Origin of the sequence: Mycobacterium sp. UM_WGJ (assembly GCF_000455125.1) — a bacterium.
Taxonomy (GTDB): Bacteria; Actinomycetota; Actinomycetes; order Mycobacteriales; family Mycobacteriaceae; genus Mycobacterium.
The window spans coordinates 62,819-86,467 of sequence record NZ_AUWR01000071.1 but is presented as its reverse complement, the minus strand read 5'-3'; the positions used below and the strand labels follow the sequence as shown (position 1 = coordinate 86,467).

The 23,649-nt window shown below is 68.8% G+C and carries 17 protein-coding genes and 1 tRNA gene; 8 read left to right on the top strand and 10 right to left on the bottom strand.

Going from position 1 to position 23,649, the window contains the following annotated elements:
* Positions 1–266: 266 nt before the first annotated feature.
* Positions 267–340, bottom strand: a tRNA-Met gene (locus tag N416_RS0119040).
* 205 nt (positions 341–545) lie between these two features.
* Between N416_RS0119040 and N416_RS0119035 the strand changes: the two genes are divergently transcribed.
* The 3 genes from N416_RS0119035 to N416_RS0119025 all read left to right on the top strand — a co-directional run bounded on the left by N416_RS0119035 (position 546) and on the right by N416_RS0119025 (position 2,518).
* Complete coding sequence (locus tag N416_RS0119035; RefSeq protein WP_051190320.1) at positions 546–734, top strand: hypothetical protein; 189 nt, start codon at positions 546–548, stop codon at positions 732–734.
* A gap of 75 nt (positions 735–809) precedes the next feature.
* The gene (locus tag N416_RS0119030) at positions 810–1,709 is read left to right on the top strand and encodes an oxygenase MpaB family protein (protein ID WP_192830888.1); all 900 of its coding nucleotides are present in this window, start codon (positions 810–812) and stop codon (positions 1,707–1,709) included.
* Between the two features lie 2 nt (positions 1,710–1,711).
* Positions 1,712–2,518 (top strand): oxygenase MpaB family protein, encoded by an 807-nt coding sequence (locus N416_RS0119025; RefSeq protein WP_024443688.1) that lies wholly within the window; start codon positions 1,712–1,714, stop codon positions 2,516–2,518.
* A 30-nt stretch (positions 2,519–2,548) separates the two neighbouring features.
* Here N416_RS0119025 and N416_RS0119020 read toward each other — a convergent pair whose 3' ends face one another.
* The gene (locus tag N416_RS0119020; protein WP_024443687.1) at positions 2,549–5,509 is read right to left on the bottom strand and encodes a UPF0182 family protein; all 2,961 of its coding nucleotides are present in this window, start codon (positions 5,507–5,509) and stop codon (positions 2,549–2,551) included.
* Positions 5,510–5,565: 56 nt separating this feature from the next.
* Positions 5,566–6,585: a PDZ domain-containing protein gene (locus N416_RS0119015; protein ID WP_024443686.1), complete on the bottom strand. Its 1,020-nt coding sequence runs from the start codon at positions 6,583–6,585 to the stop codon at positions 5,566–5,568.
* Between the two features lie 82 nt (positions 6,586–6,667).
* Here N416_RS0119015 and N416_RS0119010 point away from each other — a divergent pair, with 82 nt between their 5' ends.
* On the top strand, positions 6,668–8,023 hold the full coding sequence (locus tag N416_RS0119010) for a zinc-dependent metalloprotease (RefSeq protein WP_369797619.1): 1,356 nt from the start codon (positions 6,668–6,670) through the stop codon (positions 8,021–8,023).
* Here the strand turns inward: N416_RS0119010 and N416_RS0119005 are convergent.
* A complete protein-coding gene (locus tag N416_RS0119005; RefSeq protein ID WP_024443684.1) occupies positions 8,020–8,895 on the bottom strand; it encodes a 1-acyl-sn-glycerol-3-phosphate acyltransferase in 876 nt (291 codons plus the stop codon). The two genes, N416_RS0119010 and N416_RS0119005, sit on opposite strands and share 4 nt — an antisense overlap.
* Before the next feature lie 47 nt (positions 8,896–8,942).
* On the opposite strand from N416_RS0119005, the gene N416_RS0119000 reads away from it, so the two are divergent.
* Genes N416_RS0119000 through N416_RS0118990 form a run of 3 tightly spaced genes read left to right on the top strand, consistent with a single transcriptional unit; the run spans position 8,943 to position 11,839 of the window.
* Entirely contained in the window at positions 8,943–9,518 is a 576-nt protein-coding gene (locus N416_RS0119000) for a TetR/AcrR family transcriptional regulator (protein WP_024443683.1), read from the top strand.
* A gap of 40 nt (positions 9,519–9,558) precedes the next feature.
* Positions 9,559–10,428: a TOMM precursor leader peptide-binding protein gene (locus N416_RS0118995; RefSeq protein WP_036458589.1), complete on the top strand. Its 870-nt coding sequence runs from the start codon at positions 9,559–9,561 to the stop codon at positions 10,426–10,428.
* A 55-nt stretch (positions 10,429–10,483) separates the two neighbouring features.
* Positions 10,484–11,839 carry an AarF/ABC1/UbiB kinase family protein gene (locus N416_RS0118990; protein ID WP_024443681.1) on the top strand — a complete coding sequence of 452 codons (1,356 nt, stop codon included), beginning with the start codon at positions 10,484–10,486 and terminating at the stop codon, positions 11,837–11,839.
* Between the two features lie 12 nt (positions 11,840–11,851).
* On the opposite strand, the gene N416_RS0118985 is transcribed toward N416_RS0118990, so the two are convergent.
* Together N416_RS0118985 and N416_RS0118975 are read right to left on the bottom strand one after the other, a co-directional pair.
* Positions 11,852–12,097: a WhiB family transcriptional regulator gene (locus tag N416_RS0118985; protein WP_024443680.1), complete on the bottom strand. Its 246-nt coding sequence runs from the start codon at positions 12,095–12,097 to the stop codon at positions 11,852–11,854.
* Between the two features lie 311 nt (positions 12,098–12,408).
* Positions 12,409–14,508, bottom strand: a complete 2,100-nt coding sequence (locus N416_RS0118975; RefSeq protein ID WP_024443679.1) for an ATP-dependent DNA helicase UvrD2 — start codon at positions 14,506–14,508, stop codon at positions 12,409–12,411.
* 73 nt (positions 14,509–14,581) lie between these two features.
* On the opposite strand from N416_RS0118975, the gene N416_RS0118970 reads away from it, so the two are divergent.
* A complete protein-coding gene (locus tag N416_RS0118970; RefSeq protein ID WP_024443678.1) occupies positions 14,582–14,830 on the top strand; it encodes a mycoredoxin in 249 nt (82 codons plus the stop codon).
* A gap of 5 nt (positions 14,831–14,835) precedes the next feature.
* On the opposite strand, the gene nudC is transcribed toward N416_RS0118970, so the two are convergent.
* From nudC to N416_RS0118950, 4 genes are read right to left on the bottom strand one after another with little or no spacing between them, the layout of a single operon-like run.
* Positions 14,836–15,762, bottom strand: coding sequence for an NAD(+) diphosphatase (gene nudC / locus N416_RS0118965; RefSeq protein WP_125078335.1), 927 nt, complete (start codon positions 15,760–15,762; stop codon positions 14,836–14,838).
* 31 nt (positions 15,763–15,793) lie between these two features.
* Positions 15,794–16,867 carry a TrkA family potassium uptake protein gene (locus N416_RS0118960; RefSeq protein ID WP_024443676.1) on the bottom strand — a complete coding sequence of 358 codons (1,074 nt, stop codon included), beginning with the start codon at positions 16,865–16,867 and terminating at the stop codon, positions 15,794–15,796.
* Between the two features lie 55 nt (positions 16,868–16,922).
* On the bottom strand, positions 16,923–20,198 hold the full coding sequence (locus N416_RS0118955) for an ATP-dependent DNA helicase (RefSeq protein WP_024443675.1): 3,276 nt from the start codon (positions 20,196–20,198) through the stop codon (positions 16,923–16,925).
* Positions 20,195–23,389 (bottom strand): ATP-dependent DNA helicase, encoded by a 3,195-nt coding sequence (locus N416_RS0118950; protein WP_024443674.1) that lies wholly within the window; start codon positions 23,387–23,389, stop codon positions 20,195–20,197. Before N416_RS0118950 ends, N416_RS0118955 begins: the two co-directional genes overlap by 4 nt.
* Between the last annotated feature and the right edge of the window lie 260 nt (positions 23,390–23,649).

Genomic DNA, 23,649 nt, shown 5'->3' with positions numbered 1-23,649 from the left:
GCCGGGGGGATTCAGGGGGATTCAACTCGATGACGAACCCATCGGCCCCGTCATGGGCACCAGCTTCAGCTGGGACGACGGCAACGGCATCCAACACGGCTGGGCCGGACGATCACGCCCCTAACCCCCGCAACACGCCGACAGCCATACACACAATCTGGCCAATAACCCCCGAAAGGACCAACCCGAAAACCCCAGAAATAAACAACAGCCGAACCTACATCCGTAGGTCCGGCTATCGCCGATGTCCTGAGACATCACAATAGTAGCGGGGACAGGATTCGAACCTGCGACCTCTGGGTTATGAGCCCAGCGAGCTACCGAGCTGCTCCACCCCGCGTCGGTAGATATGACACTACCGAATGGGTGCCCACGCCGCCAAATCGCCTGGTCTGGCGTCGCCGCCGTCACCCGACCGACGCCGATTCACGTCGTCCTTGTCGGCCTAACCGCGCTATGCCATGCTGCATTCCGGGACCAAAAAAGCGGGAGGGGCAACGGATGCCCGGATTTCTCGACAACGTCGGCACCTGCTGGGCTACCGGATGACCGTCGGAGAGCTGATCGGCCTGGGCTTGTTTCTCGGTACGCCGTATCTGATCGTCGGGTCGATCTGGACGCTGACCCACACCGCTGCGCTGCACGGCATGCAAGGCCTGGACCTGGTGGTGTCCCTTCTTGGATCGATCGTGGCGTGGCCGGTGCTGCTGATCGCTAACGTCTGTATGCAGTGACGGCAAGGCGTAACCCCGCCCGCAACATCGGAGGCCGCTCGGATGATGTTTTTGGTACGGATCATCGATCTGGCCATGAGAATGCTCGGCGTCTCCCCCAAGTCACCTTCCCTGCACGCGGGCGAAACCCGGATCCACATAGGCCAATACACCCCACGCTTCGACGATGGTCCCGTCGATCTGACTGAGGCGCTGGATTTTTGGTCTGCGGCCGCAGCAGCCGCCAACGTCGTCATGCAGTTGAGCATGCCCGGGGTCGGCCACGGCGTCGTGGAGAGCCGAGTGGAATCCGGCGCGCTGATGGAGCATCCCTGGAAGCGGCTGCGCACCACCGCCCAGTACATGGCCGTCGCCGTATTGGGCAACGATCAGGAACGCACCGCCTACCGCGACGCGGTCAACGTCGCACACCGGCAGGTGCGCTCGACCGGAGACAGTCCGGTGCAGTACAATGCCTTCGATCAGGATCTGCAACTGTGGGTCGCCGCATGCCTGTTCGTCTTCTACGAGGACACCTATCAGCTGCTGCGCGGCAAGATGTCTCAGACCCAGGCGGAGGGCTTTTATCGCCACGCCTGGCCGCTCGGCACCACCTTGCAGGTCACCGCCGACCAATGGCCGTCCACCCGCGCCGAATTCGACACCTACTGGAACACCACCTGCCAGACCCTGGCGATGGACGACGTCGTCCGCGACTACCTCATGCGGCTGGTCGACCTGAAAATGATCAGCCCGATCTTGCGGGTGCCCCTGGCGCCCCTGCTGCGGTTCCTGACAATCGGCTTTCTGCCTCCGCACTTTCGTGAGCTACTCGGCGTGCCCTGGTCGCCGACTGAGCAACGCCAGTTCGAAAACCTGTTCCTGTTCGTATCATTCGTGAACCGCTTCATTCCCCGATTCATCCGAACCGTCAACTACACCGTGCTGATGGCCGACGTTCGCTATCGCATCCGCCGAGACAAGGCACTGATCTGATCATGGCTGACCACAACGACGACGGCCTGGGGCCCAACAGCATGCTGTGGCACTTCCTGGCCGACCGGCGCTACCTTTTCGTGCTCCCCAGGGCGGTGTGTCTGTTGCTGTTGCATCCCGGCATTGCCGCCGGCATCAACGAGCACGCCCTCATGCGCAAACGCATTTGGCTACACAAGAAACGCACCTTCACCCAGGCCGTCAACTACGCCTACACCGACGTGGACATGCGGCCCCAGATGCGGTTCTCCCACGAGCATGTCAAGGGCATCGACAGTCTCGGGCACAAGTACCACGCACTGAATCCCGACACGTTCCATTTTCAGCACAGCGCTTATGTCGAGTCCCTCGTCGTCATGGTGAACACCTTCATTCGTCGGCTCGACACCGACGAACATGAGCAGCTCTACCAGGAGTGCTGCGCGTGGTATCGCCGATATGGCGTATCGACGCGGCCGATGCCCGCGACCTGGCCAGAATTCGTCGAATACTTCGAAGATTACTGCCGCTCGCACCTGGTGGCCGGCGAACACTTCGAGCCGTTCCGCGAGCAGATTTTCGCCCCCACCGACTGGTGGATGCGCACCGTCCCCCACCCGGCCATCCGCGCCCTGCAGCACCCCCGCGCCGTGGAACTCACCGGGATCACCGTCAGCGCCGCCGACCGATGGTCACTGCGACAGTTCGTCCGATTGGCTCAGCTGTCCGCACTGACCCCTAGACACCACTGGAACGCCAAGGCACGCGCCGCACTCAGCACGGCGGCACAATACAAGCCGACAATGCCGCTGGGCGCCACGCGTCGCTGACACCACGCGGCGCCTGAGCGCCGCGCACGCTTACTTGGCGCTGTTGAACTTGGCCATCGCGTCGTCGAGGCGTTGCAGCGCTGCACCGTAAGCGGCGAAGTCACCGCGGTGCTGGGTATCGCGCACTGCGTTGAGCGCCGATTCGACCTCGCGCAGCGCCGCGGCTTTGGCCGGAGACAACGCGACCTCGGCAGCCGGGGGCGTCGGCACCGCCGCAACAGGCGGGGTCGCCGATGGCGGCGTCCCCTGCGTGGCAGCGCCGCCGTCGGTGGGTGCGATATCCGTGGCCGCTGCACTGGCACCCGGCCCGAACAGCCCGGTCAGCGCATCGGAGACTGTCGGCCCATAGCCGATCTTGTCGTTGTACATCATCGCCACCCGGATGAGCCGTGGGTACGACGACGAGGCATCGCTGGAACCGGGTGAGGCATAGACCGGTTCGACGTAGAGCAGTCCGCCCTGCGCCACCGGCAGGGTCAGCAGGTTGCCCCACCGGATGCGGTTCTGATTGTCGCGCCCGATCACACCGAGGTCTTGGCTGACCGTGGTATCGGTGGTGATCGCGTTATTGGCCAGCTTGGGCCCGTTGACCTGGCCAGGAATGGTCAGCACGGTGATCTTGCCGTAGGTGTCTGGATCCGAGCTGGCGCTGATGTAGGCGGCCAAATAGTCGCGCTTGAACCGGTTCATCGCACTGGTCAGCTGGAACGACGCCGAATTGTCGCCCTTGGCAAGGTTTTTCGCGACGATGTAGTACGGCGGCTGGAAGCTGCTGGCGGTCGGGTTGGGGTCCAGCGGCACATCCCAGAAGTCGGATGTGGAGAAGAACGTCACCGGGTCGTTGACGTGGTACTTGGCCAACAGCATGCGCTGCACCTTGAACAGGTCCTCGGGGTAGCGCAGGTGATCGGCGAGCTCGGGTGAGATCTCGGCCTTCGGTTTGACCGTGCCGGGGAACACCCTCATCCATGCCTGCAGTACCGGATCTTGCTCGTCCTGGGCGTACAGGCTCACCGTGCCGTCGTAGGCGTCGACCGTTGCCTTGACCGAGTTACGGATGTAGGACACCCGCCGGTCCGGCAGCAGCCGGTTGAACTCCACCTCTTTGGAATCCGCGGTGGCCGACGACAGCGACGTCAGCTCCGAGTAGGGGTAGTTGTCCAGCGTGGTGTAGCCGTCGATGATCCACACCAGGCGCTTGTTCACGATCGCCGGATACACCGTGGAGTCGGTGGTCAGCCAGGGCGCCACCGCCTGCACCCGGCTGGCCGGGTCGCGGTTGAACAGGATCTTGCTGTCCGCGCCGATCACGTTGGAGAACAAGAAGTTGCGCTCAGCGAACTTCGCGGCGAACACGCTGCGGGCCAACCAGTTTCCGACGCCTACCCCGCCGGCACCGGTGTAGGTGTAGTTCTTGGTCTCGGTGTTGGTTTCGTAGTCGTACTCACGGTCGGCGCCGTTGCGGCCGACGATCGCGTAGTCGGCGGCGGTGTCGGCGATCACCGGCCCGTAGTAGACGCGCGGCTGGTCGAGGCGGGCCGGTCCGTCGGAGACGACGCCACCGTTGGCTCCGACGACGTTGACCAAGAACTCCGGGTATCCGCCGTTCTGGTTGGGGTCGTTGGCGATACCGCGCACGGTGTTGGCCGGCGAGGCGATGAGCCCATTGCCGTGGGTGAACACGGTGTGCCGGTTGATCCAGTCGCGCTGATTGTCGATCAGTCGATCCGGGTTCAGCTCGCGGGCGGCGACCACATAGTCACGCAGCTGGCCCTCGTCGTCGCGATAGCGATCGATGGTGAGCTGGTCGGGGAAGAAATAGAAGTTCTTGCCCTGCTGAAACTGGGTGAACGCGGGGCTGACGATGGTGGGGTCCAGCAGCCGGATGTTGGAGGTGGTGGCCGCATCGGCGCCCACCTGCGCGGCCGTGGCGCGTGCGTCACCGCGGTAGTCGCGGTAGGTGACCACATCCTCGGTCAGACCGTAGGCCTGCCGGGTCGCCGTGATCGAGCGGGAGATGTACTCGCTCTCCTTCTGCGCCGCGTTCGGCTTGACGCTGAACTGTTCGACGATCAGTGGCCAGCCCGCGCCGACCACGACCGATGACAGCAGCAATAGCACCAGCCCGATCGCTGGAATCTGCAAGTCGCGCAGCACGATCGCCGAGAACACTGCGACCGCGCAGATCAGCGCGATCGCCAGCAGGATCATCTTGGCCGGCAGCACCGCATTGATGTCGGTGTAACCGGCTCCGGTGAACGGCTTGCCGGTGCGGGTGTGGCTGAGCAACTCGTAGCGGTCCAGCCAGTAGGCGCCGGCCTTGAGCAGCACCAGGGTGCCGATCAGACTGACCACCTGGATGCGGGCCGGACGACTCAGCGCGCCGGCCCGGCCGGACAACCGGATGCCACCGAAGACGTAGTGCGTCGTGATGTTCGCGATGGTGGCCAGCAGCAACGTGGCCAGCAACAGCCCGACCACCAGCCGGTAGAACGGCAGGTCGAAGGCATAGAAACCGAGGTCCTTGCCGAACTGCGGATCGGTGATCCCGAAGTCACCGCCGCGCAGGAACAGCTGGATGCGGACCCAGTAGCTCTGCGCGACGATGCCGGCCAGCACACCGATGCCGACCGGAATTCCGAACCCGAACAGCCGCAGCCGCGACAGCACCGTGGTGCGATAACGGGCCACCGGGTCGTTGACACCGTTACTGGGGACGAAGACCGGCCGGACCCGGAAGGCGGTGGCCATCGCGGCGAACACCATCCCGCCGACCAGCAGTGTCACCACCACGAACGTGATCAGGCGGGTCAGCAACGTCGTGACGAACACCGAGCGGTAGCCCAGCTCGCCGAACCACAACCAGTCGACATAGCCGTCGATCAGCCGCGGCCCCAACAGCAGCAGCGCGATCACGACGAAGGCGCTGCCGACCATGATCCGGCTGCGCGCGGTCAATTTCGGCATCCTCGCAGTGGGCCGCATCCCCACGTGCCACGCTCCCTAGCTCAGTTGTCCCTGACGGCCCCACTGTAGCCAACGAACACTCAGCAAGACGGCGGCTGACCTCCGTCGGTGATGGTTCGCAGCGCACCCACCGCCTGGGCGAGGCTGTCGACTTTGACCAGTTGCAGACCCTTGTCGTCGTTTCTGGCCTCGTAGCAGTTGTCGGCCGGGACCAGAAACACCGTCGCGCCGGCCTCGCGGGCCGCCATCATCTTGTGCGTGATCCCGCCGATCGCGTCGACCTGGCCGTTGGCCTTGATGACCCCGGTACCGGCCACGAAGTTCGGTCCGGCCAGGGTGCCGGTGGTGAGCTTGTCGACGACGGCCAGCGAGAACATCAGCCCCGCCGACGGGCCGCCGATGTTGGCCAGGTTGAAGTCGATGGTGAACGGCGCCCACGGGGCATCGAGGACGGACACCCCCAGGAATCCGTTGGGGCGGTCCTTGTTCTCTCCGAGCGTAATCCGCGCCGTACCGGGTGCGGCGTTCTTGCGCCGGTAGTCGATGGCAACCGTCTCGCCGGCCTTGGTGTCGGCCAGTCGCGCGGTGAACTGCTGCACGGTGTACACCGGTTCGCCGTTGACGGCGTCCACAGCGTCGCCGCGCTGCAGCGCGCCGGCTGACGGCCCCGGGTCCTGGACGTCGGCGAGGGTGACCGCCGACGGGTAGCGCAGGTAGCCCAGCGCGGCGTACTCGGCACTCTGCTCGGACGCGCGGAAGTCGGCGTCGTTGCTCTCGTCGACTTCCTGGCGGGACTTGCCGGGCGGATAGACCAGGTCACGCGGCATGAGCTGCTCGCGTCCGGACAACCACAGCGCCAGCGCCTCCCCCAGCGTCAGACCGTCGCGCTGGGAGACCGTGGTCATGTTGAGGTGGCCGGTCGTCGGGTGCGTGGTGGTCCCCTCGATATCGACCACCTGCTTGCCGTCGATCATGCCGAGGGTGTCGAACGTGGGACCCGGCCCCAACGACACGAAGGGCACCGTCACCGCCGTCAGCAGCACGCCGAACGCGACCACCGGCAGCACAGCCGCCAACAGCGTCAGAATCCGCCTGTTCACCCCGGGTATGGTAAACGCCCACTGCCCAGGCGGTAACGGCCCGACCACTGGCGGCCGTGTGTCGTACCGCCGGACGTTGCCGGTGGGTACGGTTGTGTCTATGGCTGATCTGCCCTTCGGTTTTTCTTCCGGGGACGACCCCGACCGCGAGCGAGGCTCCGGGCCCTCCGACCCGTTCGGGATGGGTGCTGGTTTCAACATGGCCGATCTGGGCCAGGTTTTTACCCAGCTCGGGCAGATGTTCAGCGGTGCCGGCCGGGTCAGCGCCGACGGCCGACCGGCCGGGCCGGTGAACTACGACCTGGCCCGACAGGTCGCGATCAAGTCGATCGGTTCGGTCGCGCCCGTCACCGCGTCGACCGCGACCGCCATCGGCGATGCCGTGCACCTGGCTGAAACCTGGCTTGACGGGGCGACTTCGTTGCCGGCCGGCACCACCAGTGGGGTCGCCTGGACGCCGGTGGACTGGGTCGAGCACACCATGACCACCTGGCAGCGCCTGTGTGACCCGATGGCCGAACAGGTTTCGTCGGTGTGGGCGTCAGCGCTTCCGGAAGAGGCCAAGAGTATGGCCGGCCCGTTGTTGTCGGTGATGTCGCAGATGGGTGGGTTGGCGTTCGGTTCTCAATTGGGCCAGGCGCTGGGACGGTTGTCCGGAGAGGTGCTGACCTCGACCGACATCGGCCTGCCGCTGGGGCCCAGCGGAGTGGCCGCGCTGCTGCCCGGCGCGATCGAGGAATTGGCCGGCGGATTGGATCAGCCGCGCAGTGAGATCGTCACCTTCCTGGCCGCCCGTGAGGCCGCCCACCACCGGCTGTTCACCCACGTGCCGTGGCTGTCCAACCAGTTGCTCAGCGCGGTGGAGGCGTACGCCCGGGGCATGAAGATCGACATCCGGGGTATCGAGGAACTGGCCCAGGGGTTCGATCCGGCGGCGCTGACCGATCCCTCGGCCATGAATGAACTGCTCAACCAGGGCGTGTTCGAGCCCAAGTCGACCCCCGAGCAACTCATCGCACTGGAACGGCTGGAGACCCTGCTGGCTCTGATCGAGGGCTGGGTACAGACCGTGGTCAATGCGGCGCTGGGCGACCGGATCCCGGGCACCGCCGCGCTCTCGGAGACGCTGCGCCGGCGGCGCGCCACCGGTGGCCCGGCCGAGCAGACGTTCGCCACGCTGGTCGGTCTGGAACTGCGCCCGCGCAAGTTACGCGAGGCCGCGGTGCTCTGGGAGCGGTTGACCACGGCGGTCGGGTCTGACGCCCGCGACAAGGTGTGGCAACATCCCGATCTGCTGCCCGAGTCCGCCGACCTTGACGAGCCGGCGGCGTTCATCGACCGGATCATCGGCGGCTCCAGCGACCTCGACTCGGCCATCGACCAGGCGATCGCGGAGTTTCAGCGCGAGGCCGGTAAGCCCGACGACACCGACGGCTAACGCACCCTGGCGGCGTCGGGTGGCGAGATGGCCTGCCGCCACGCCAGGGGATTGAGGTGGCGGTAGGGGTCCTTCGCGCGGACGTCGAGCAGGTCAGCCAAGATCCGCTCGAGCGACTGCTGCGCCCTGTCCCGCACGGTGGCAACCCATTCCTCGTTCGCGACGCGGGCGGGTTTGGCGGTGTCGATGGGCGCGCCGAAGCGCAGGTACATCCGCTGCGGTCGCGGGATGAGGGTTGGGCCGATGCCGCGCTGCAGGGGCATGGCCATCTCCGGCGGACCTGAAAGCCGTCGCGACAGCGCCACACTGAAGCGCTCCCAGCTGCCACCGCGAGGGCTCAGACTCCGGTAGACGTCATCGCCCCCCACCAGTCCGACCGGCACGATCGGATAGTCGTGTTCGACTGCGAGGCGCGCGAATCCGGTGCGGCCCTGCCAGCGCAGGGAGTACTCCTCCCCCTTGAACTTGGGAATCTCGCGACCACCGCCGGGGAATACCAGGATGGGCTCGTTGCGGAGCATCAGTTCGCGGACCGGTTCCGGGGCGCCCACCAGGGCCCCCGCAGCGGCGAGCAGATCTCGGGCCGGACCCCGCATGCGCCCGAACTGCCGATCCGTCAACGGCCGTACGCGTTGGCCGATCGCCCGCCGGACGTGGAACGGAATCAGCAGCGCTTCCACACTGGTCTGAGTGTGGTTGCCCACCAAGAGAAATCGACCATCACGGGGAAGGTTGTCGAGCCCTTCGACGTAGGGGCGGTACGCCTCGACAACGGGCGTGACCGCGTCGGCGACGGCCTCCACAGCGCGCCGCATGGCCTCGACTCGCGGCGGCTGGTTCAGGATCGCGGGGGTGTCTTGGAGGACGTGCATGCCCTCACATTACAGAACGAACTAGTTCGTATGGTTATGATCTTGCTGTGCGAAGGAGCACTTCCCAGCTGCGCGGCCAGATCCTCGACGCTGCCCGCGCCGAGTTCGCTCGCCATGGTCTTGCCGGATCGCGCATCGATCGCATTGCCCGCGCGGCGCAGGCCAGCAAAGAACGCCTCTACGCCCACTTCGGCGACAAGGAGGCACTGTTTCGGGAAGTGGTGGCCACCGACGTGGCGGCCTTCTACCGGTCGGTCACCCTTCGCCCCGACGCGGTGCCCGAATTCGCGGGCGATGTCTACGATTTGGGCAGAAACAGCCCCCAACACCTGCGCATGATCACCTGGGCCCGCCTGGAGGGGCTGACCCTCGACGAACCCCACGCCGACGGACAGCCGATCTTCGAGCACGCGGTCACCGCCATCGAAACCGCCCAGGCCGGTGGACACGTGGACAGCTCCTGGGAACCCCTCGACCTGCTGGCCCTGCTGTTCGGCATCGGTCTGGCCTGGGCCCACTCCCCCGAGCCGTACGAGACCCTCACCGACCCCGCCGTCATCGCACGCCAACGCCGCGCCGCCGTGGAGGCCGCGCGGCGCATCGCTTCGCGCCCCTGTGGATGACGGGAGGATCGCCGCCGGCCGGCATGGCAGGGTCACCCGCGTGAACAGGGTTGGTTCCGAGACCTCCACCTACACCCTCGATCCGGCGCTGCCGGTGTTACTGCGCCCCGACGGTGCTGTCCAGGTCGGCTGGGATCCGCGGCGTGCCGTACTCGTGCGGCCACCCCGCGGGATGAGCACCGCTGCACTGGCCGCCGTCTTACGGACGATGCAGATCCCGACCACGGTCGCGGCGCTGCGCCATGAGGCCGCCCAACACGGCCCGGTGGACGCCGCCGAGCTGGACGACCTGCTGGTCGAGCTGGTGGCGGCACGTGTCGCCGTCCGCGGCGCCGGGCCGCGCCGTCAGTGCCGCACCGTCTCACTGCGGGTGCACGGACGCGGTCCCCTGTCGGACCTGTTGGTCGAATCGCTGCGCTGCTCGAGCGCCGTGGTCCGGCACAGCAGTCATCCGCACGCCGCAGTCAGTGCCGCCGGGACCGATCTGGTGGTGCTGGCCGACTTCCTGGTTCCCGATCCACGGCTGGTACGTGAGCTGCACGCCGCGCGGGTGCCGCACCTACCGGTGCGGGTGCGCGATGGCACCGGAATGGTCGGCCCGCTGGTCCTGCCGGGAGTCACCAGCTGTCTGCGCTGCGCTGACCTGCACCGGCGAGACCGGGACTCGGCATGGCCTGCGGTGGCCGCGCAGCTTCGCCACACCGTCACCCACGCCGACCGGGCAACCGTACTGGCGACCGCGGCGCTGGCACTGAGCCAAGTCGAACGGGTGATCGCAGCGGTGCGCGGAGCCGCAACCGGCCCGGACCTGGCTGCTCCGCCGACCCTCGACTCCACCCTGGAGCTGGATTTGGCCACCGGATCGATGCTGACCCGGCGCTGGGTCCGCCACCCGTTATGTGATTGCTGACGTCACGATCGCCACTGAGAATTGTCACCGCGGTGACCGGCACCACAACAACGTCATGGATGATGGACGCGTGTCAGAAATCAAACGCGGAAGCGCAGCGCGCAATGCGAAGCTGGCCAGCCTGCCGGTCGGCATCGCCGGCCGGGCAGCACTCGGGTTCGGGAAGCGGCTGACCGGCAAGTCCAAGGACGAGGTCACCGCCGAGCTCATGGAGAAGGCGGCCGACCAGTTGTTCACCGTGCTCGGTGAACTCAAAGGCGGCGCCATGAAGGTGGGCCAAGCCCTGTCGGTGATGGAAGCGGCCATCCCCGAGCAGTTCGGCGAGCCCTACCGGGAGGCGCTGACCAAGCTGCAGAAGGACGCCCCGCCGCTGCCTGCCGACAAGGTGCACCGGGTGCTTGACGCACAACTGGGCACCAAATGGCGGGAGCGCTTCACCGAGTTCGACGACACCCCCATCGCCTCGGCCAGCATCGGGCAGGTGCATAAGGCGGTGTGGGCCGACGGCCGTCCCGTCGCGGTCAAGATCCAATACCCCGGCGCCGATGAAGCGCTGCGCGCCGATCTCAAGACCATCCGGCGGTTGACCGGCATCTTCAAGCAGCTGGCACCCGGTGTCGACGTAAAGGGCGTCGTCGACGAGCTCATCGAGCGCACCGAGATGGAGCTCGACTACCGGCTCGAGGCCGACAACCAGCGCATCTTCGCCAAGGCCTACGCCGGGCACCCGCACTTCCTGATTCCGAACGTGGTGGCAAGCGCCCCCAAGACGGTCATCCAGGAGTGGATCGACGGCGTCGGAATGGCCGAGATCATCCGCAACGGCACCGTCGAACAGCGTGACCTGATGGGCACCCGTCTGGCCGAATTCACCTGGGACGCGGCGCGCCGGCTGGAACTGATCCATGGCGACGCCCACCCGGGCAACTTCATGCTGATGCCGGACGGCCGGATGGGCGTGATCGACTTCGGTGCAGTGGCGCCGATGCCCGGCGGGTTCCCGCCGGAACTGGGTGCCTCCGTGCGCTACGCCCGGGACAAGGACTACGACAAGGTCATCGAGACCATGCGCCGGGGCGGCTTCATCCAGAAGGGCCAGACCGTCTCGGTGCGCGAGATCGACGAGATGCTGCGCCAGCATGTCGAGCCGGTGCAAGTCGAGGTTTTCCACTACACCCGCAAGTGGCTGATGCGGATGGCCGGCAAGCAGCTGGAACGCCCGGTCGAGCAGCTCAAGACCGCCCGCCAGCTAGACCTGCCGCCCAAGCTCGCGATGCCGATGCGAGTCCTCGGGTCCACCACGGCGATCATGTGTCAGCTCGACGCCCACGTCCCGATCAAGCGTCTCTCCGAGGAATTGGTGCCGGGCTTCGCCGATCCCGAAGACGTCGCGGTCGGCCCGTCGGCCTGATGCTGCGGCCGCTCACGCGGCCACCGGCTCCCTACGCGGACGGCCCCGCGGCCGCTTACGGCCAATGACGTTGCCCCGGTCGAGGATCTCGCCGCCCCACACACCCCACGGCTCGGCGCGCTGCAACGCCGCCGCCAGGCACTGCTGGCGGATCGGGCACTGAGCACACCGTGCCTTGGCCCGCTCCAGATCGGCCGGGTCGTCGGCGAACCACAGGTCGGGATCGCTGTGACACGGCAACTTCAGGGTTCTCGACATGGTGTGTACCTGCTTTCCGGTCGGTTCGTGAGGGTCGGATCCGGGCCGGTCGACGGGCTGCCGAGCAAAAAATAATGGCCACGGATCCTGGTTGGGTCCGTGGCCATCGGGGGCGGGGGCTGCTGTTAGGGCGAACCCCGATGCACGGACGCGTCTACGGCGGCGGCATGGCGCACCGCCGCCTCGGCAGCGGCGGCATGGCGCGCGCCGGCTACCCACAGGACGCTGATCGTGGTCATGGGGTCCGAGGCTAGCCGCTCGACCCACCGACCCACAACCGAATTACGACCGGCAGTGGCCGGACCCCGGTTTCAACCCCGGTTGCGGACCAGCTCCAGCACATCGGAGCCGAACTGTTCCAACTTGCGCGCTCCGATGCCCGGGATGGCCACCAGGGCGGCCTCGTCGCCGGGCAGCATCTCGGCGATCGCGGTCAAGGTGTTGTCGGAAAAGACGATGTAGGCGGGCACTTTCAGTTCGGTGGCAGTGCGCAGACGCCAGTCTTTGAGCGCCACCAGCAACTCGGTGTCGACATCGGCGGCGCAGGTCTCGCAGCGGCTGAGCATGATGGCCGCCGGGGTGGCCAGTGCCTTGTTGCAGATGCGGCAATGCTTCGGGGCGCCGCGGGCCCGGCGCTTGGTGGGGGTGGTGGCGGCGTCGGCCTGCGGGGCGATACCGCTGAGGAACCGCGACGGCTTGCGGCCGGCCCGCCCGCCCGGCGCGCGGGCCAGCGCCCAGCTCAGCGTGAGGTGGATCCGGGCCCGGGTGACGCCGACATAGAGCAGCCGGCGCTCCTCTTCGACGGCCTCGCTGTCCGCGCCGTGCGCCAGGGCGTGCGAGATGGGCAGGGTGCCATCGGCAAGGCCCACCAGAAACACCGCGTCCCACTCCAGGCCTTTGGCGGCGTGCAGGGATGCCAGCGTCACACCCTGCACGGTCGGCGGATGCCGGGAGTCGGCGCGCATCCGCAGTTCGGTCAGCAGCGCGGGCAGGTCGAGATCGGGGCGTTGGGCCACCTCGTCGTCGGCCAGTTCGGCCAGCGCGCCGAGCGCCTCCCAGCGCTCCCGGGCCTTGGCCCCGCTCGGCGGTTCGGCGGTCAGACCGAGCGGTTCCAGAACGGCCCGCACGGTTTGCGACAGCGGCCCGTCGACGCCGCGTTCGGAGGCCCGCTGCAAGGCGACCAGCGCCTGACGGATCTCCTGGCGGGTGAAGAACCCCTCACCGCCGCGCACCTGATAGGCGATGCCGGCCTCGGTGAGCGCCTCCTCGTAGACCTCCGACTGTGCGTTGATCCGGTACAGCACGGCGATCTCGGCCGGTGAGGTGCCGTCGCGGATCAGCCGGGCGATGGACTTGGCGACTGCCGCGGCCTCGGCGACCTCGTCGGGATGCTCGCGGAAGATCGGCGTCGGGCCGGACTCGCGCTGGCCGATCAGCTTCAGCTTGCTGCCGGCCACCCGCCCACGTGCGGCGGCGATCACCCGGTTGGCCAACGACACCACCTCGGGCGTGGACCGGTAGTCCCGCTCCAGGCGCACCAGGGCGGCGTCGGGGAACCGGCGGGTGAAGTCCAGCAGATAGCGCGGCGAGGCGCCGGTGAACGAGTAGATGGTCTGGTTGGCGTCGCCGACCACGGTCAAATCGTCGCGCTGGCCCAGCCAGGCCGTCAGCACCCGCTGCTGCAGCGGGGTGACGTCCTGGTATTCGTCGACCACGAAGCAGCGGTAGCGGTCCCGGAACTCGGCGGCCACCGCCGCGTCGTTCTCGATCGCGGCGGCGGTGTGCAACAGCAGATCGTCGAAGTCGAGCATCGCCACTTCGCCGCGGGCCTTCAGCGCCTCGTAGCCGGCGTAGACATCGGCGAGCTTGGCGGCCTCGATCGGGGTGTCGCGCCCGGCAGCTGCCGCCGCCTCCGGGTACTGCTCCGGCCCGATCAGGGACGCCTTGGCCCACTCGATCTCCCCGGACACGTCGCGCACGTCATCGTTGCTCAGCCGCAGCCCGGCATGGCCGGCGGCCCGCGCGACCACCCCGAACTTGCGGTCCAGCAGTTCCCAGGCGGTGTCGCCGACCACCCGCGGCCAGAAGTAGCGCAGCTGCCGGCGCGCGGCGGCGTGGAACGTCAGCGCCTGCACCGCGCCTACTCCGGCGGCAGCACCCGCGCCGGCCGCTGAACCCAATGCGCGTAGCCGCGAGCGCATCTCCCCGGCCGCACGCTGGGTGAACGTCACCGCCAGCACCTGCCCGGGCGCAACATGACCGGCCGCCACCAGCTGGGCGATCCGGTGGGTGATGGTGCGGGTCTTGCCGGTCCCTGCGCCGGCGAGCACGCACACCGGGCCGCGCGGCGCCAGTACCGCAGCACGCTGCTCCTCGTCCAGCCCGGCGATGAGCGCATCCATGGCGTCCATCTTGGCAGGCACCCCCGACGGGCCCAGACGCCGATTCGGGAATCATCGGGCGACCTACTAGGTTTGGGGAGTTATGAACCAGCTCGTCATGTACACGACCCAGTGGTGCGGCTACTGTCGGCAGCTCAAAGCGTCGTTGAAGAAGCTCGAGATCGACTACGAAGAGATCGACATCGAGCTGGACCCCACCGCTGCTGAGTTCGTCAGCTCAGCCAACGGCGGCAACCGCACGGTGCCGACGCTGCGTTTCGCCGACGGCTCGACGCTGACGAACCCCACCGGGCGTGAGGTCAAGGCGAAGCTGGAGCGGCTCGGCGGGTAGCGCCGTCAGCTCGATTCGGCCCAGGACTCGATGATCGTCCGGGCGATCGAGATCGAGCCGGGCAGCAGCAGTTTGGCATCCGGGTCGCCGCGGTTCCACGCCCCGGCGGACAGCGCAGCCCGCACTTCCTCGCGGGTGAACCAGTTCGCCTCGGTGATCTCACCGTCGCTGAACACGAATGTCTGCCCCGGGTCGGCGACGGCGTGGAAGCCGACCATCAGCGAGCGCGGGAACGGCCACGGCTGACTGCCGAGATAGGTCACGTCACGCACGGCCAGCCCCACCTCTTCGTGGACCTCGCGGATCACACAGGTCTCGAACGACTCGCCGGCTTCGACGAACCCGGCCAGCAGCGAGAACATCCGGACCGGCCAGTTGTGCTGACGGGCCAGCACCACCCGGTCGCCGCCGTCGTGCACCAGGCAGATCACTGCCGGGTCGATGCGCGGGAACTCCTCCACACCGGTGGCCGGGTTGGCGCGCGCCCAGCCGCCGCGCACCGGCTTGGTCGGTGTACCGTCGACGGCCGAAAACCTGGCGTTGTCATGCCAATTCAGCAGCGCGATGGCCGACGACACCAACTGGGCGCTGACGTCGTCGAAGACGTCGCCGGTGGCACGGATGTCCACCACCGAGACGTCGGCGCTGCTCGGGGCCTGCAGCGCGCCGCGGACCGCCCAGACGTGCCGACCGTCCTCGACACGGCCCAGGAACACCGCATCCGGGGGCGGTGTTTCGCCCAGTTCGCCGGCCTCGTGCAGCACCACCTTGCCGCCGGCGACCAATACCTGGTTACGGGGATCGACGCGCAGCAGCGCTGCCGATGACCAGCCGGCGACGGCCGCGTCCGTGTCAGTGCGCAACTGATCGGCTCGATCCGCCCCGACCCGCGACAGCAGGGGCACCTGGCGCAGCTGGAAGTTGCCCATCATTCCTCCCCGTGCCGACGCGCCGCGATCGTCATTAGTTGGTCACCGTACGCACGTAAAGCAGCCGGTCGCCGACCTCGATCACATCGACCTCCGGTGCATCCAGTCGCAGCAGCCGGCCCTCGCGCACCAGGGCCAGGACTATCTCATTGAGATGCTTGGCCGATCCGCCGACTTCCTGTTGTTCCACCTCACGTTCAGCGATGGCATAGCCGGCGTCGGGGGTGAGCAAGTCCTCGATGATCTCGACAACCCGGGGCGTGGTGGTGGCGATGCCGAGCAACCGTCCGGCGGTCTCCGAGGACACCACGACGGAGTTGGCACCGGACTGTTCCAGCAGATGCTGGTTCTCGGCTTCCCGGATGGACGCCACGATGGTGGCCTGCGGCGCGATCTCGCGGGCGGTCAAGGTGACCAGTGCGGCGGTGGCGTCGGAGCCGGTGGCCACCACGATCGCCGACGCGCGCTGAGCGCTGGCCAGCCGCAGCACATCCGAGCGGGTCGCATCACCGTCGACGGTCACCAGCCCGGCGGTCTTCGCCCGTTCGAGCACGGCTCGGTCGTTGTCCACCACGACGATGTCGCTCGGGGTGGTCTCGTCGTCGCCGAGCATCGCCGCGATCGCGGTCTTGCCCTTGGTTCCGTACCCGATGACGATGGTGTGGTCTTTCACTCTCTTCCTCCAACGCTGAATGCGAAACGCCTGCTGGGACGTCTCGGTGAACGCCTCGACGGTCGTTCCGACCAGCAAGATCAGGAAGGCGATCCGCAACGGGGTGATGACCAGCACGTTGATCATGCGGGCGAACTCGGTGACCGGCGTGATGTCGCCGTATCCGGTGGTCGACAGCGTCACCGCCGAGTAGTAAAGGCAGTCCAGGAAGCTCAACCGGTCGCCTTGCACGTCCTGGTAGCCGTCACGGTCGACGTAGACGAACAGCGTGGACACCAGCAGTGCCGCCAGTGCGATCAGGCTTCGGCGGTAGACGGTGCGGCCGGGACTGGACTGTCCGTGTGGCATGCGCAGCACGCCGACGAGCGCATAACTGGGTTGGGCGGTCAGCGTCTCGTCCAGACGCCGCAACCGCCGCCAGCTAGCTCCTGCCACGACGGGCGGTCATCGGTCAGCCTGACGCACGGACCCACTGTAACCACACCCGTCGTCAGGTGTTGAGCAGCGCGGCCAGGTCAGCCAGTTCGGGCAGCTCCTCAGCGACGACGGTGGTGCCGGACCGCACGTAGTGGAAGGCGGCGTGCACCTGTGCGGGCAGGCAGCCGGTCAATGCGGCCCAGGCCAGCCGGTAAACGCCGAGCTGGACGGCGGCGTGCCGGCGCGCCTCGGGTCCGTCGGGGGGCGCCCCGGTCTTCCAGTCCACCACGGTGACGCTGCCGTCGCGCTCGGCGAACACCGCGTCGATCCGGCCGCGCACCACCCGGCTGCCGATGGCCATCTCGAACGGCACCTCGACGGCGGTGGGAGTACGGGCGGCCCATGGCGATTCCAGGAACGCGGCCTGCAGACGGGCCAGCTCCTGCGCATCGGCGCGGGCGGTGTCAGCGTCGGCCGCGCCGGGCAGATCTTCGAGCTCGAAGAGTCGCTCGGCCCCATAGAGCCGCTGAACCCAGTCGTGAAATGCAGTGCCCAACAATGCATGCGGGTCTGGCCTGGCCGGTAGCCGGCGGCTCAGACGCTGCCCCGCGCCGGCGGGGTCGCGGCTCAACTCGACCAGGCCGCTCACCGAGAGCTGGTTGGGCAGGGCGCGGGTCTGCTGCGTTGCGGCCGTGGCGCGCTCGGCCAGCAAGGCGTCCACGTCGGCGGCCCACGCGCTGGCCGAGGGCTGGCCGGTCTGGGGTTCGCCGGCCTGCAGTTCCGCGACGACCAGTGCCGCGCCGCGTTCGACATCACCGCGCCGGCCGCCCAGCGGGTCAGCCGGCCATACTCCTTCGGTTGCGGTGTCGGACAACGGGTTTTTCTCTCCGCCGGCCGGCGCCGGCACCCAGTGCTCGACCACCCCGCAGGGCGTCCCCTCGTCGGCTGCGCTGTCGATCACCGCCTTGATCTCGGCGAGGAAATCCGACGGCCCGCGCGGCTTGGCCTCGCCGTGCCCCCAGTGGTGGCCAGAGATCAGCAGGGTGTCCTCGGCGCGGGTGACGGCGACGTAGAGCAACCTGCGCTCTTCGTCGACGCGCCGCTGGTCCAAGCGGCGCTGATGTTCAGAGATGGTGTCGGACAGCTGCTTTCGGTTGGTGACCGCATCGGTATCGAGCAGCGGGACGCCGTGATCGCCCAAGTCGGCGCGGTCGCCGCGCAGCAGCGGCGGCAGCTCGCCGACGTCGGAGAGCCAGGTGCGTCGCGACGCGGTCGACGGGAAAACCCGCGCCACCAGGTGCGGTATCGCGACCACCTGCCACTCCAGTCCCTTGGCGGCATGCACGGTGAGGATCTGGACGCGGTCGGCAGCGACCGCCAGTGCCGCGGGGGCCAACCCGTTCTCCACCGCGGCGGCGGCATCGAGGTAGCCCAGCAGACCCGGCAGCGCGGCCCGGGCCCCTGCCCCCTCGGCATAACCGGCCACCACGTCGGCGAAGGCGTCCAGTTGTTCGTTGCCGGCCGCCGTTGCCACCACCGGCTGCGCGGCGAGCATCTCGCAGTCCAAGCCCAGCACCCGGCGTACCTCGGCAACCAGGTCGGGCAGCGGATGCCACAGATGGCCGCGCAGCAGGGTCAGTTCCTCGGCGACGGCGAGGATGCGGCGGTATCCGACGGCCGAATAGCGCTCCGCCGGTCCGGGATCGGCCAGCGCGTCGGCCAGACACGGCGTCTCGGAATCCGGCCCGGCCGTGGCAGCGATCTCGGCGGCCGATACCGGCGCACTGGGTTGATCGGGCCGGGCCAGCTCGGCGGCGCGTCGCCACAGCGCGGCCAGGTCGGCGGCGCCGAGCCGCCACCGCGGGCCAGTCAGCACGCGCATCGCCGCCGCGCCGGCGGTCGGCTCTTGGAGCAGCCGCAACACCGCCACCAGGTCGGCCACCTCCGGCACCGACAGCAGCCCGGCCAGACCCACCACTTCCACCGGGAGGCCGCGGGCACGGATCGCCTCGGCCAGGGGCGCGGCGTCGGCGTTGCGCCGCACCAGCACCGCGGTGGTGGGCGGGGCCACCCCGTCGGCCTCGGCTTGCCGGTAGCGCCGCTGCAATTCCTCGGCGACCCACTCGTCTTCGGTGACCACGTCGGGTAGCAGCGCGACCCGCACGTCGCCGGGGGGCGCGGCCGGGCGTGGCCGGAGCGGTTGCACCGCGACCGAGCGCTGGCGTGCCTCCGCGGAGATCTCGTTGGCCAGGTGTAACACCTCTGGCGGGTTGCGCCAGCTGGTCCGCAGCTCCAGGGTGGGCGCCGGGCTGCCGTCGGAGAGCGGGAAGTCGGTGGCGAATCGGGGCAGGTTGGTCGCCGAGGCACCGCGCCAGCCGTAGATCGACTGGATCGGGTCCCCGACCGCGGTCAGCGCCAGGCCGTCGTCGGCACCGCCGCCGAACAGCGACGACAAGGCGATGCGCTGGGCGTGCCCGGTGTCTTGGTACTCGTCGAGCAGCACCACCCGGTAGGTGGCGCGCAACCGGGCGCCGACCGCCTCGTTTGACTGCGCCAGTCGAGCGGCCGTCGCCATCTGCGCGCCGAAATCCATTGCCCGTTCCGTGCGCATGCGCTGGTGTAGGGCCTCGATCAGCGGGACCAGTTCGGCACGTTCGGTCTGGGTGTCGAGCATCTTCAGCAGCAACTGGTTGGGTTCGGCACGCTGGCGCGGGCCCGGCGGCAGGGTGTGCACCAACCGCTCCAACTCCAGATGGGTGTGGCGCAGGGCGTCGGTGTCCACCAGGTGCTCGGCCAGCTGCCCCGCCAGCCGCACCACCATCGCGGTGACCGCTGCGGGATCCCGGTCGGTGTGCAGCTCCCCGGGGTAACCGCTGACCACGTCGAATGCCAGCTGCCACAGCCCGGTCTCGGTGAGCAGGCGGGTGTCGGGCTCGATGCCCAGCAGCAGCCCGTGCTCGCGCAGCAGTGCGCCGGCGAACGCGTGGTAGGTGCTCACCACAGGCGTCGTCGCCGGGGCACCGTCGATCCCATTCGAGCCGGATCTGTTCGGTTCAGCTGTCATCAGTCCGGCACCGGCCAATCGCGCCAGCCGGGACCGAACCCGGCGCAGCAGTTGACCGGCCGCCTTGCGGGTGAAGGTCAGTCCCAAGACCTGGCCGGGTTCGGCGTAGCCGTTGGCAACCAGCCACACCACCCGGGCGGCCATCGTCTCGGTCTTGCCGGCGCCCGCGCCGGCGATCACCACCAGCGGTCCCGGCGGCGCGGCGATGACCGCGGCCTGCTCGTCGGTGGGCTGGTGCAACCCGAGCGCGTCCGCCAGCTCGGCGGGGTCGTAGTGGTATCTCATGCGCCACACCCATCGTTGTGGGCCGGGCAGATCGGCCGGACCGGACAGTGCCGGCAGCCGTCATTGACTCGGGCGGTGAACTGCGGGCCGGCGGTGGCCACGGCCGCCTGCGCGATCCGCTCCCGCCAGTGCCCACCGGCGTCAGGGGTGAGGGGGTCCTGTTCGCGCTCGGTGGCCCCGGCGGTTCCGGGTTTGGCGGGATAGACCAGCCGGCCCCCGCCGGGCTGCTCGTCGGGCCCAACGAGCCCGGCTTCCACCGCCAGCTGGTAGACCGCCAACTGGGCGTGCTGTTGTGCGTCGTCCTTGCTGGCCGGCGTCTTCGCGGTCTTGACGTCGACGACTACCAGCCGGCCGGCCGCGTCGCGTTCGACTCGGTCGATCCGACCGCGCAGCCGAACCCCGTCCTCGCCAGCGTCGATCACGCCGTCGAAACCGACCTCGATGCCGACTTCGGTGAGTTCGCCCCGGGTTTGGGCGCGCCATGCCAGAAACGTCTCGAGGATGGCGCGATGGCGGTCGAGTTCGTTGGCCGAGTACCACTGCGACGTGAACGGCAACTGCTCCCATGCCCGGTCCAACTCGGCCTGCAGTTCTTGCGGGTTGCCCGCCGATTCGGCGACCAGTGCGTGTATCACCGATCCGATCGTCGAGCGCAGGTCGCGGCCGTCGGTTCCGCCGTGGCGTTCGGCCAGCCAGCGCAGCGGACAGTCCAGCAGGCTTTGCAGAGCCGACGGCGACAGAGTGACCGGTCCGTCGCCGGGTTGTCGAAGTGGCTTCTCGGTGCTCAACGGCACCACGCCATGCCAGCTCCGCGGATCGGCACCCGGCACCCCGGCTCGGGCAAGTCGCGCCAATTGCGTTGCCGCGTCAGCGCGTTCGGAATCGTTTACCGCGTTCTCCGGTGCACAGACCACAGCCCGCAGCCGGCCCACCAGCCCGGCCGCGGACAGCACCGGCGGAGCCACCACCGGTGGAGACGGCGCCGTTGCCCCCTCGCCGGTGGCGCAGGCTGCGAGTTCGACGAAGAACTCCGACGGGATCTGTTCTTCGGCGCTGCCGTCCCCCTCGCCATCGACGGCGGTGATCACCAGTCGGCGCCGTGCCCGGCCCAGCGCCGCCACCAGCAGCCGCCGCTCTTCGGCAAGCAGCGGGGCCCGAGCCGAGACCTCTTCCCCGAAGCCATGCAGGGTGTCCAGGAGCCGCTGGGTTCCCAGCACGCCGCCGCGCGGAACGGTGTTGGGCCACAAGCCCTCCTGGACTCCGGCGACCACCACCAGATCCCACTCGCGCCCGAGCGCGGCGTGTGCGCTCAGCACACCGACCGCCTCCGTGCCCGTCACCGACTCGGTGCGGGGCGCCGCCAGCTGCATCGCGGTGACGTATTCGACCAGACCGGTCAGGGTGGCACCGGCAGTGCGCGCCACATACTGCTCGGCGAGATCGAACAGCGCGGTCACCGCGTCCAGGTCCCGGCCGGCTTGAGCGCCGGCGGTACCACCGCGCTCGGCGGCTGACAGCCAGCGTTGTTGCAGACCGGACCGGTTCCAGGCCTGCCACAGCGTGTGGTGCGGATCGCGGCCGTCGGCGTGACTGCGAGCAGCGGCCTGCAGCACCCCGCGGACCCGGCGCAGTGCGCGGGCGTGCGCGGCCGGCAGCGCACCGGGAACACCGGTGAGCACTGCGGCGAGCCTCGTTGAACCGCCGGGTTCAAGCGGCGATTCCAACTTCGCCTCTCCTGCGTCGAGCCTCGTTGAACCGCCCGGTTCAAGCGGGATCTCCGGGCTGGCCGTACCGCGGCGCAGTGTGCGTTGCAGTTGCCGCAGCGAGATCGGGTCCACTCGCCCGATCGGCCCACTGAGCAAGGCCAGCGCCCGGGGCCCGTCCACGGCGTCTGCGGTGCACTCCAGCACCGTGAGCAGGGCGGCCACCGCGGGCTGTTCGGCCAGCAACCCCCCGCTGGCCGGCAAAGTGACCGGGATGCCGGCAGCGGCCAGGGCGCGGGGCAGCCGCGCGGCCGCTCGCGGCACCGAACGGACGATCACCGCCATCTGCGACCACGGCACCCCGTCGATCAGGTGGGCGCGCCGCAAAGTGTCCACGATCAGGGCCGCTTCAGCGTGGCTGCTGGCTGCGGTACGCACGCTCACCGCGCCGGCGTCGGGTCCGGTGCCCTCGATGCGACGCGTGGCGCTGGTCCCGGGCAGCCGCCCGGTGACGGCGCTGATGGCGTTGGCCACCGCCGGGGCGCAACGGTGCGACGTCGTCAGCGTCACCACCGGCACCCCGGCTCCGCCGGGTTGGGCGTCGTCGGTCAGCAGGACGGTGGGTTCGGCTCCGCGGAAGCCGAACACCGCCTGATCAGGGTCGCCCGCGATCACCGTGCGGTGCACGCCGGCGGCGAGAACCCGCACCAACCGGGCCGCCTGCGGGTCGAGTTGCTGGGCGTCGTCGACCAGCAGCAGCCGGATTCGGCTGCGTTCGTCGTTGAGCAGGTCCGGGTCAGTCGCGAACGCCTCCAGCGCGGCCCCGACCAACTCGGCCGCGCCCAACGCCGGCGTGGTCGCCTGGGGTGCCGCGGTACCGACCGCGGCGCGCAGCAGCATCACCTGCTCGTACTGCCGGGCGAAGCGGCCGGCGGCGGCCCACTCCGGGCGGCGGCACCGCTTGCCGAGCCGGACCAGCTCGGCCGGGTCGACGCCGCGTTCGGCGCAGCGCGCCATCAGGTCCCGCAGTTCGGTGGCGAAACCGTCGGTGGCCAGCGCCGCATGCAACGACGGCGGCCAGGCTGCGGCTCCGTCACCGGCGAGCAGTTCGCGGATCACGCTGTCCTGCTCAGCCCCGGTGACCAGCCGCGGCGGCGCGGCCTCGGCCCGCCGCGCGGCGCGCTGCAGCACCGCGAAGGCGTAGCCGTGCACGGTGCGCACGACAGATTCCCGGATCGCCTGGCCGGCGTCGGGTCCGGCGGCAGCCAGCAACGTCGCAGTCAGGGCTCCGCGGTCCGCAGCGGGAAGCCGGCCCGAACCCGTGAGCAGCAGCACCGAGTTCGCGTCCACGCCGGCGGCGACGTGGGCGACCGCCGTGTCGAGCAGCAGACTGGTCTTGCCGGTCCCGGGTCCGCCGAGCACCCGCAGGACGCCGCGCGCCGCCGGGTCCAGCACGGCGCCCGCTTCGGGTGTCCAGCGCTCATTCACCCCGCCATCACATCACCGGGGTCTGACAACTCCGGCCAGATGCGGGCTGTGTCGGCGCGGCGCGACCGGCCAACGCCACAGCAGCACCGGCAGCGACGACTCCAGCGATCACCCCCCTAGTACTCACCCTGTTCAAACTCGGCCTCTAGCAGCGACATTGCGGCTCCGCCGCCAACGGCGACATAGGTGAGCGACACAGGGTCTTCCCTGGACTTGGGGACATTCAGCACCGGGTTACCCAGGCCGACCCGCCGACCGAA

Excerpts from the sequence above, each read along its gene's own strand:
- N416_RS0118985 (WP_024443680.1), bottom strand. The coding sequence starts at position 12,097 with ATGTCGAGAACCCTGAAGTTGCCGTGTCACAGCGATCCCGACCTGTGG.
- N416_RS0119035 (WP_051190320.1), top strand. The coding sequence starts at position 546 with ATGACCGTCGGAGAGCTGATCGGCCTGGGCTTGTTTCTCGGTACGCCG.
- N416_RS0118970 (WP_024443678.1), top strand. The coding sequence starts at position 14,582 with ATGAACCAGCTCGTCATGTACACGACCCAGTGGTGCGGCTACTGTCGG.
- N416_RS0119005 (WP_024443684.1), bottom strand. The coding sequence starts at position 8,895 with ATGCACGTCCTCCAAGACACCCCCGCGATCCTGAACCAGCCGCCGCGA.
- N416_RS0118955 (WP_024443675.1), bottom strand. The coding sequence starts at position 20,198 with ATGAGATACCACTACGACCCCGCCGAGCTGGCGGACGCGCTCGGGTTG.
- N416_RS0119030 (WP_192830888.1), top strand. The coding sequence starts at position 810 with ATGAGAATGCTCGGCGTCTCCCCCAAGTCACCTTCCCTGCACGCGGGC.
- N416_RS0119025 (WP_024443688.1), top strand. The coding sequence starts at position 1,712 with ATGGCTGACCACAACGACGACGGCCTGGGGCCCAACAGCATGCTGTGG.
- nudC (WP_125078335.1), bottom strand. The coding sequence starts at position 15,762 with ATGATGGGCAACTTCCAGCTGCGCCAGGTGCCCCTGCTGTCGCGGGTC.
- N416_RS0118975 (WP_024443679.1), bottom strand. The coding sequence starts at position 14,508 with ATGGACGCCATGGATGCGCTCATCGCCGGGCTGGACGAGGAGCAGCGT.
- N416_RS0118990 (WP_024443681.1), top strand. The coding sequence starts at position 10,484 with ATGGATGATGGACGCGTGTCAGAAATCAAACGCGGAAGCGCAGCGCGC.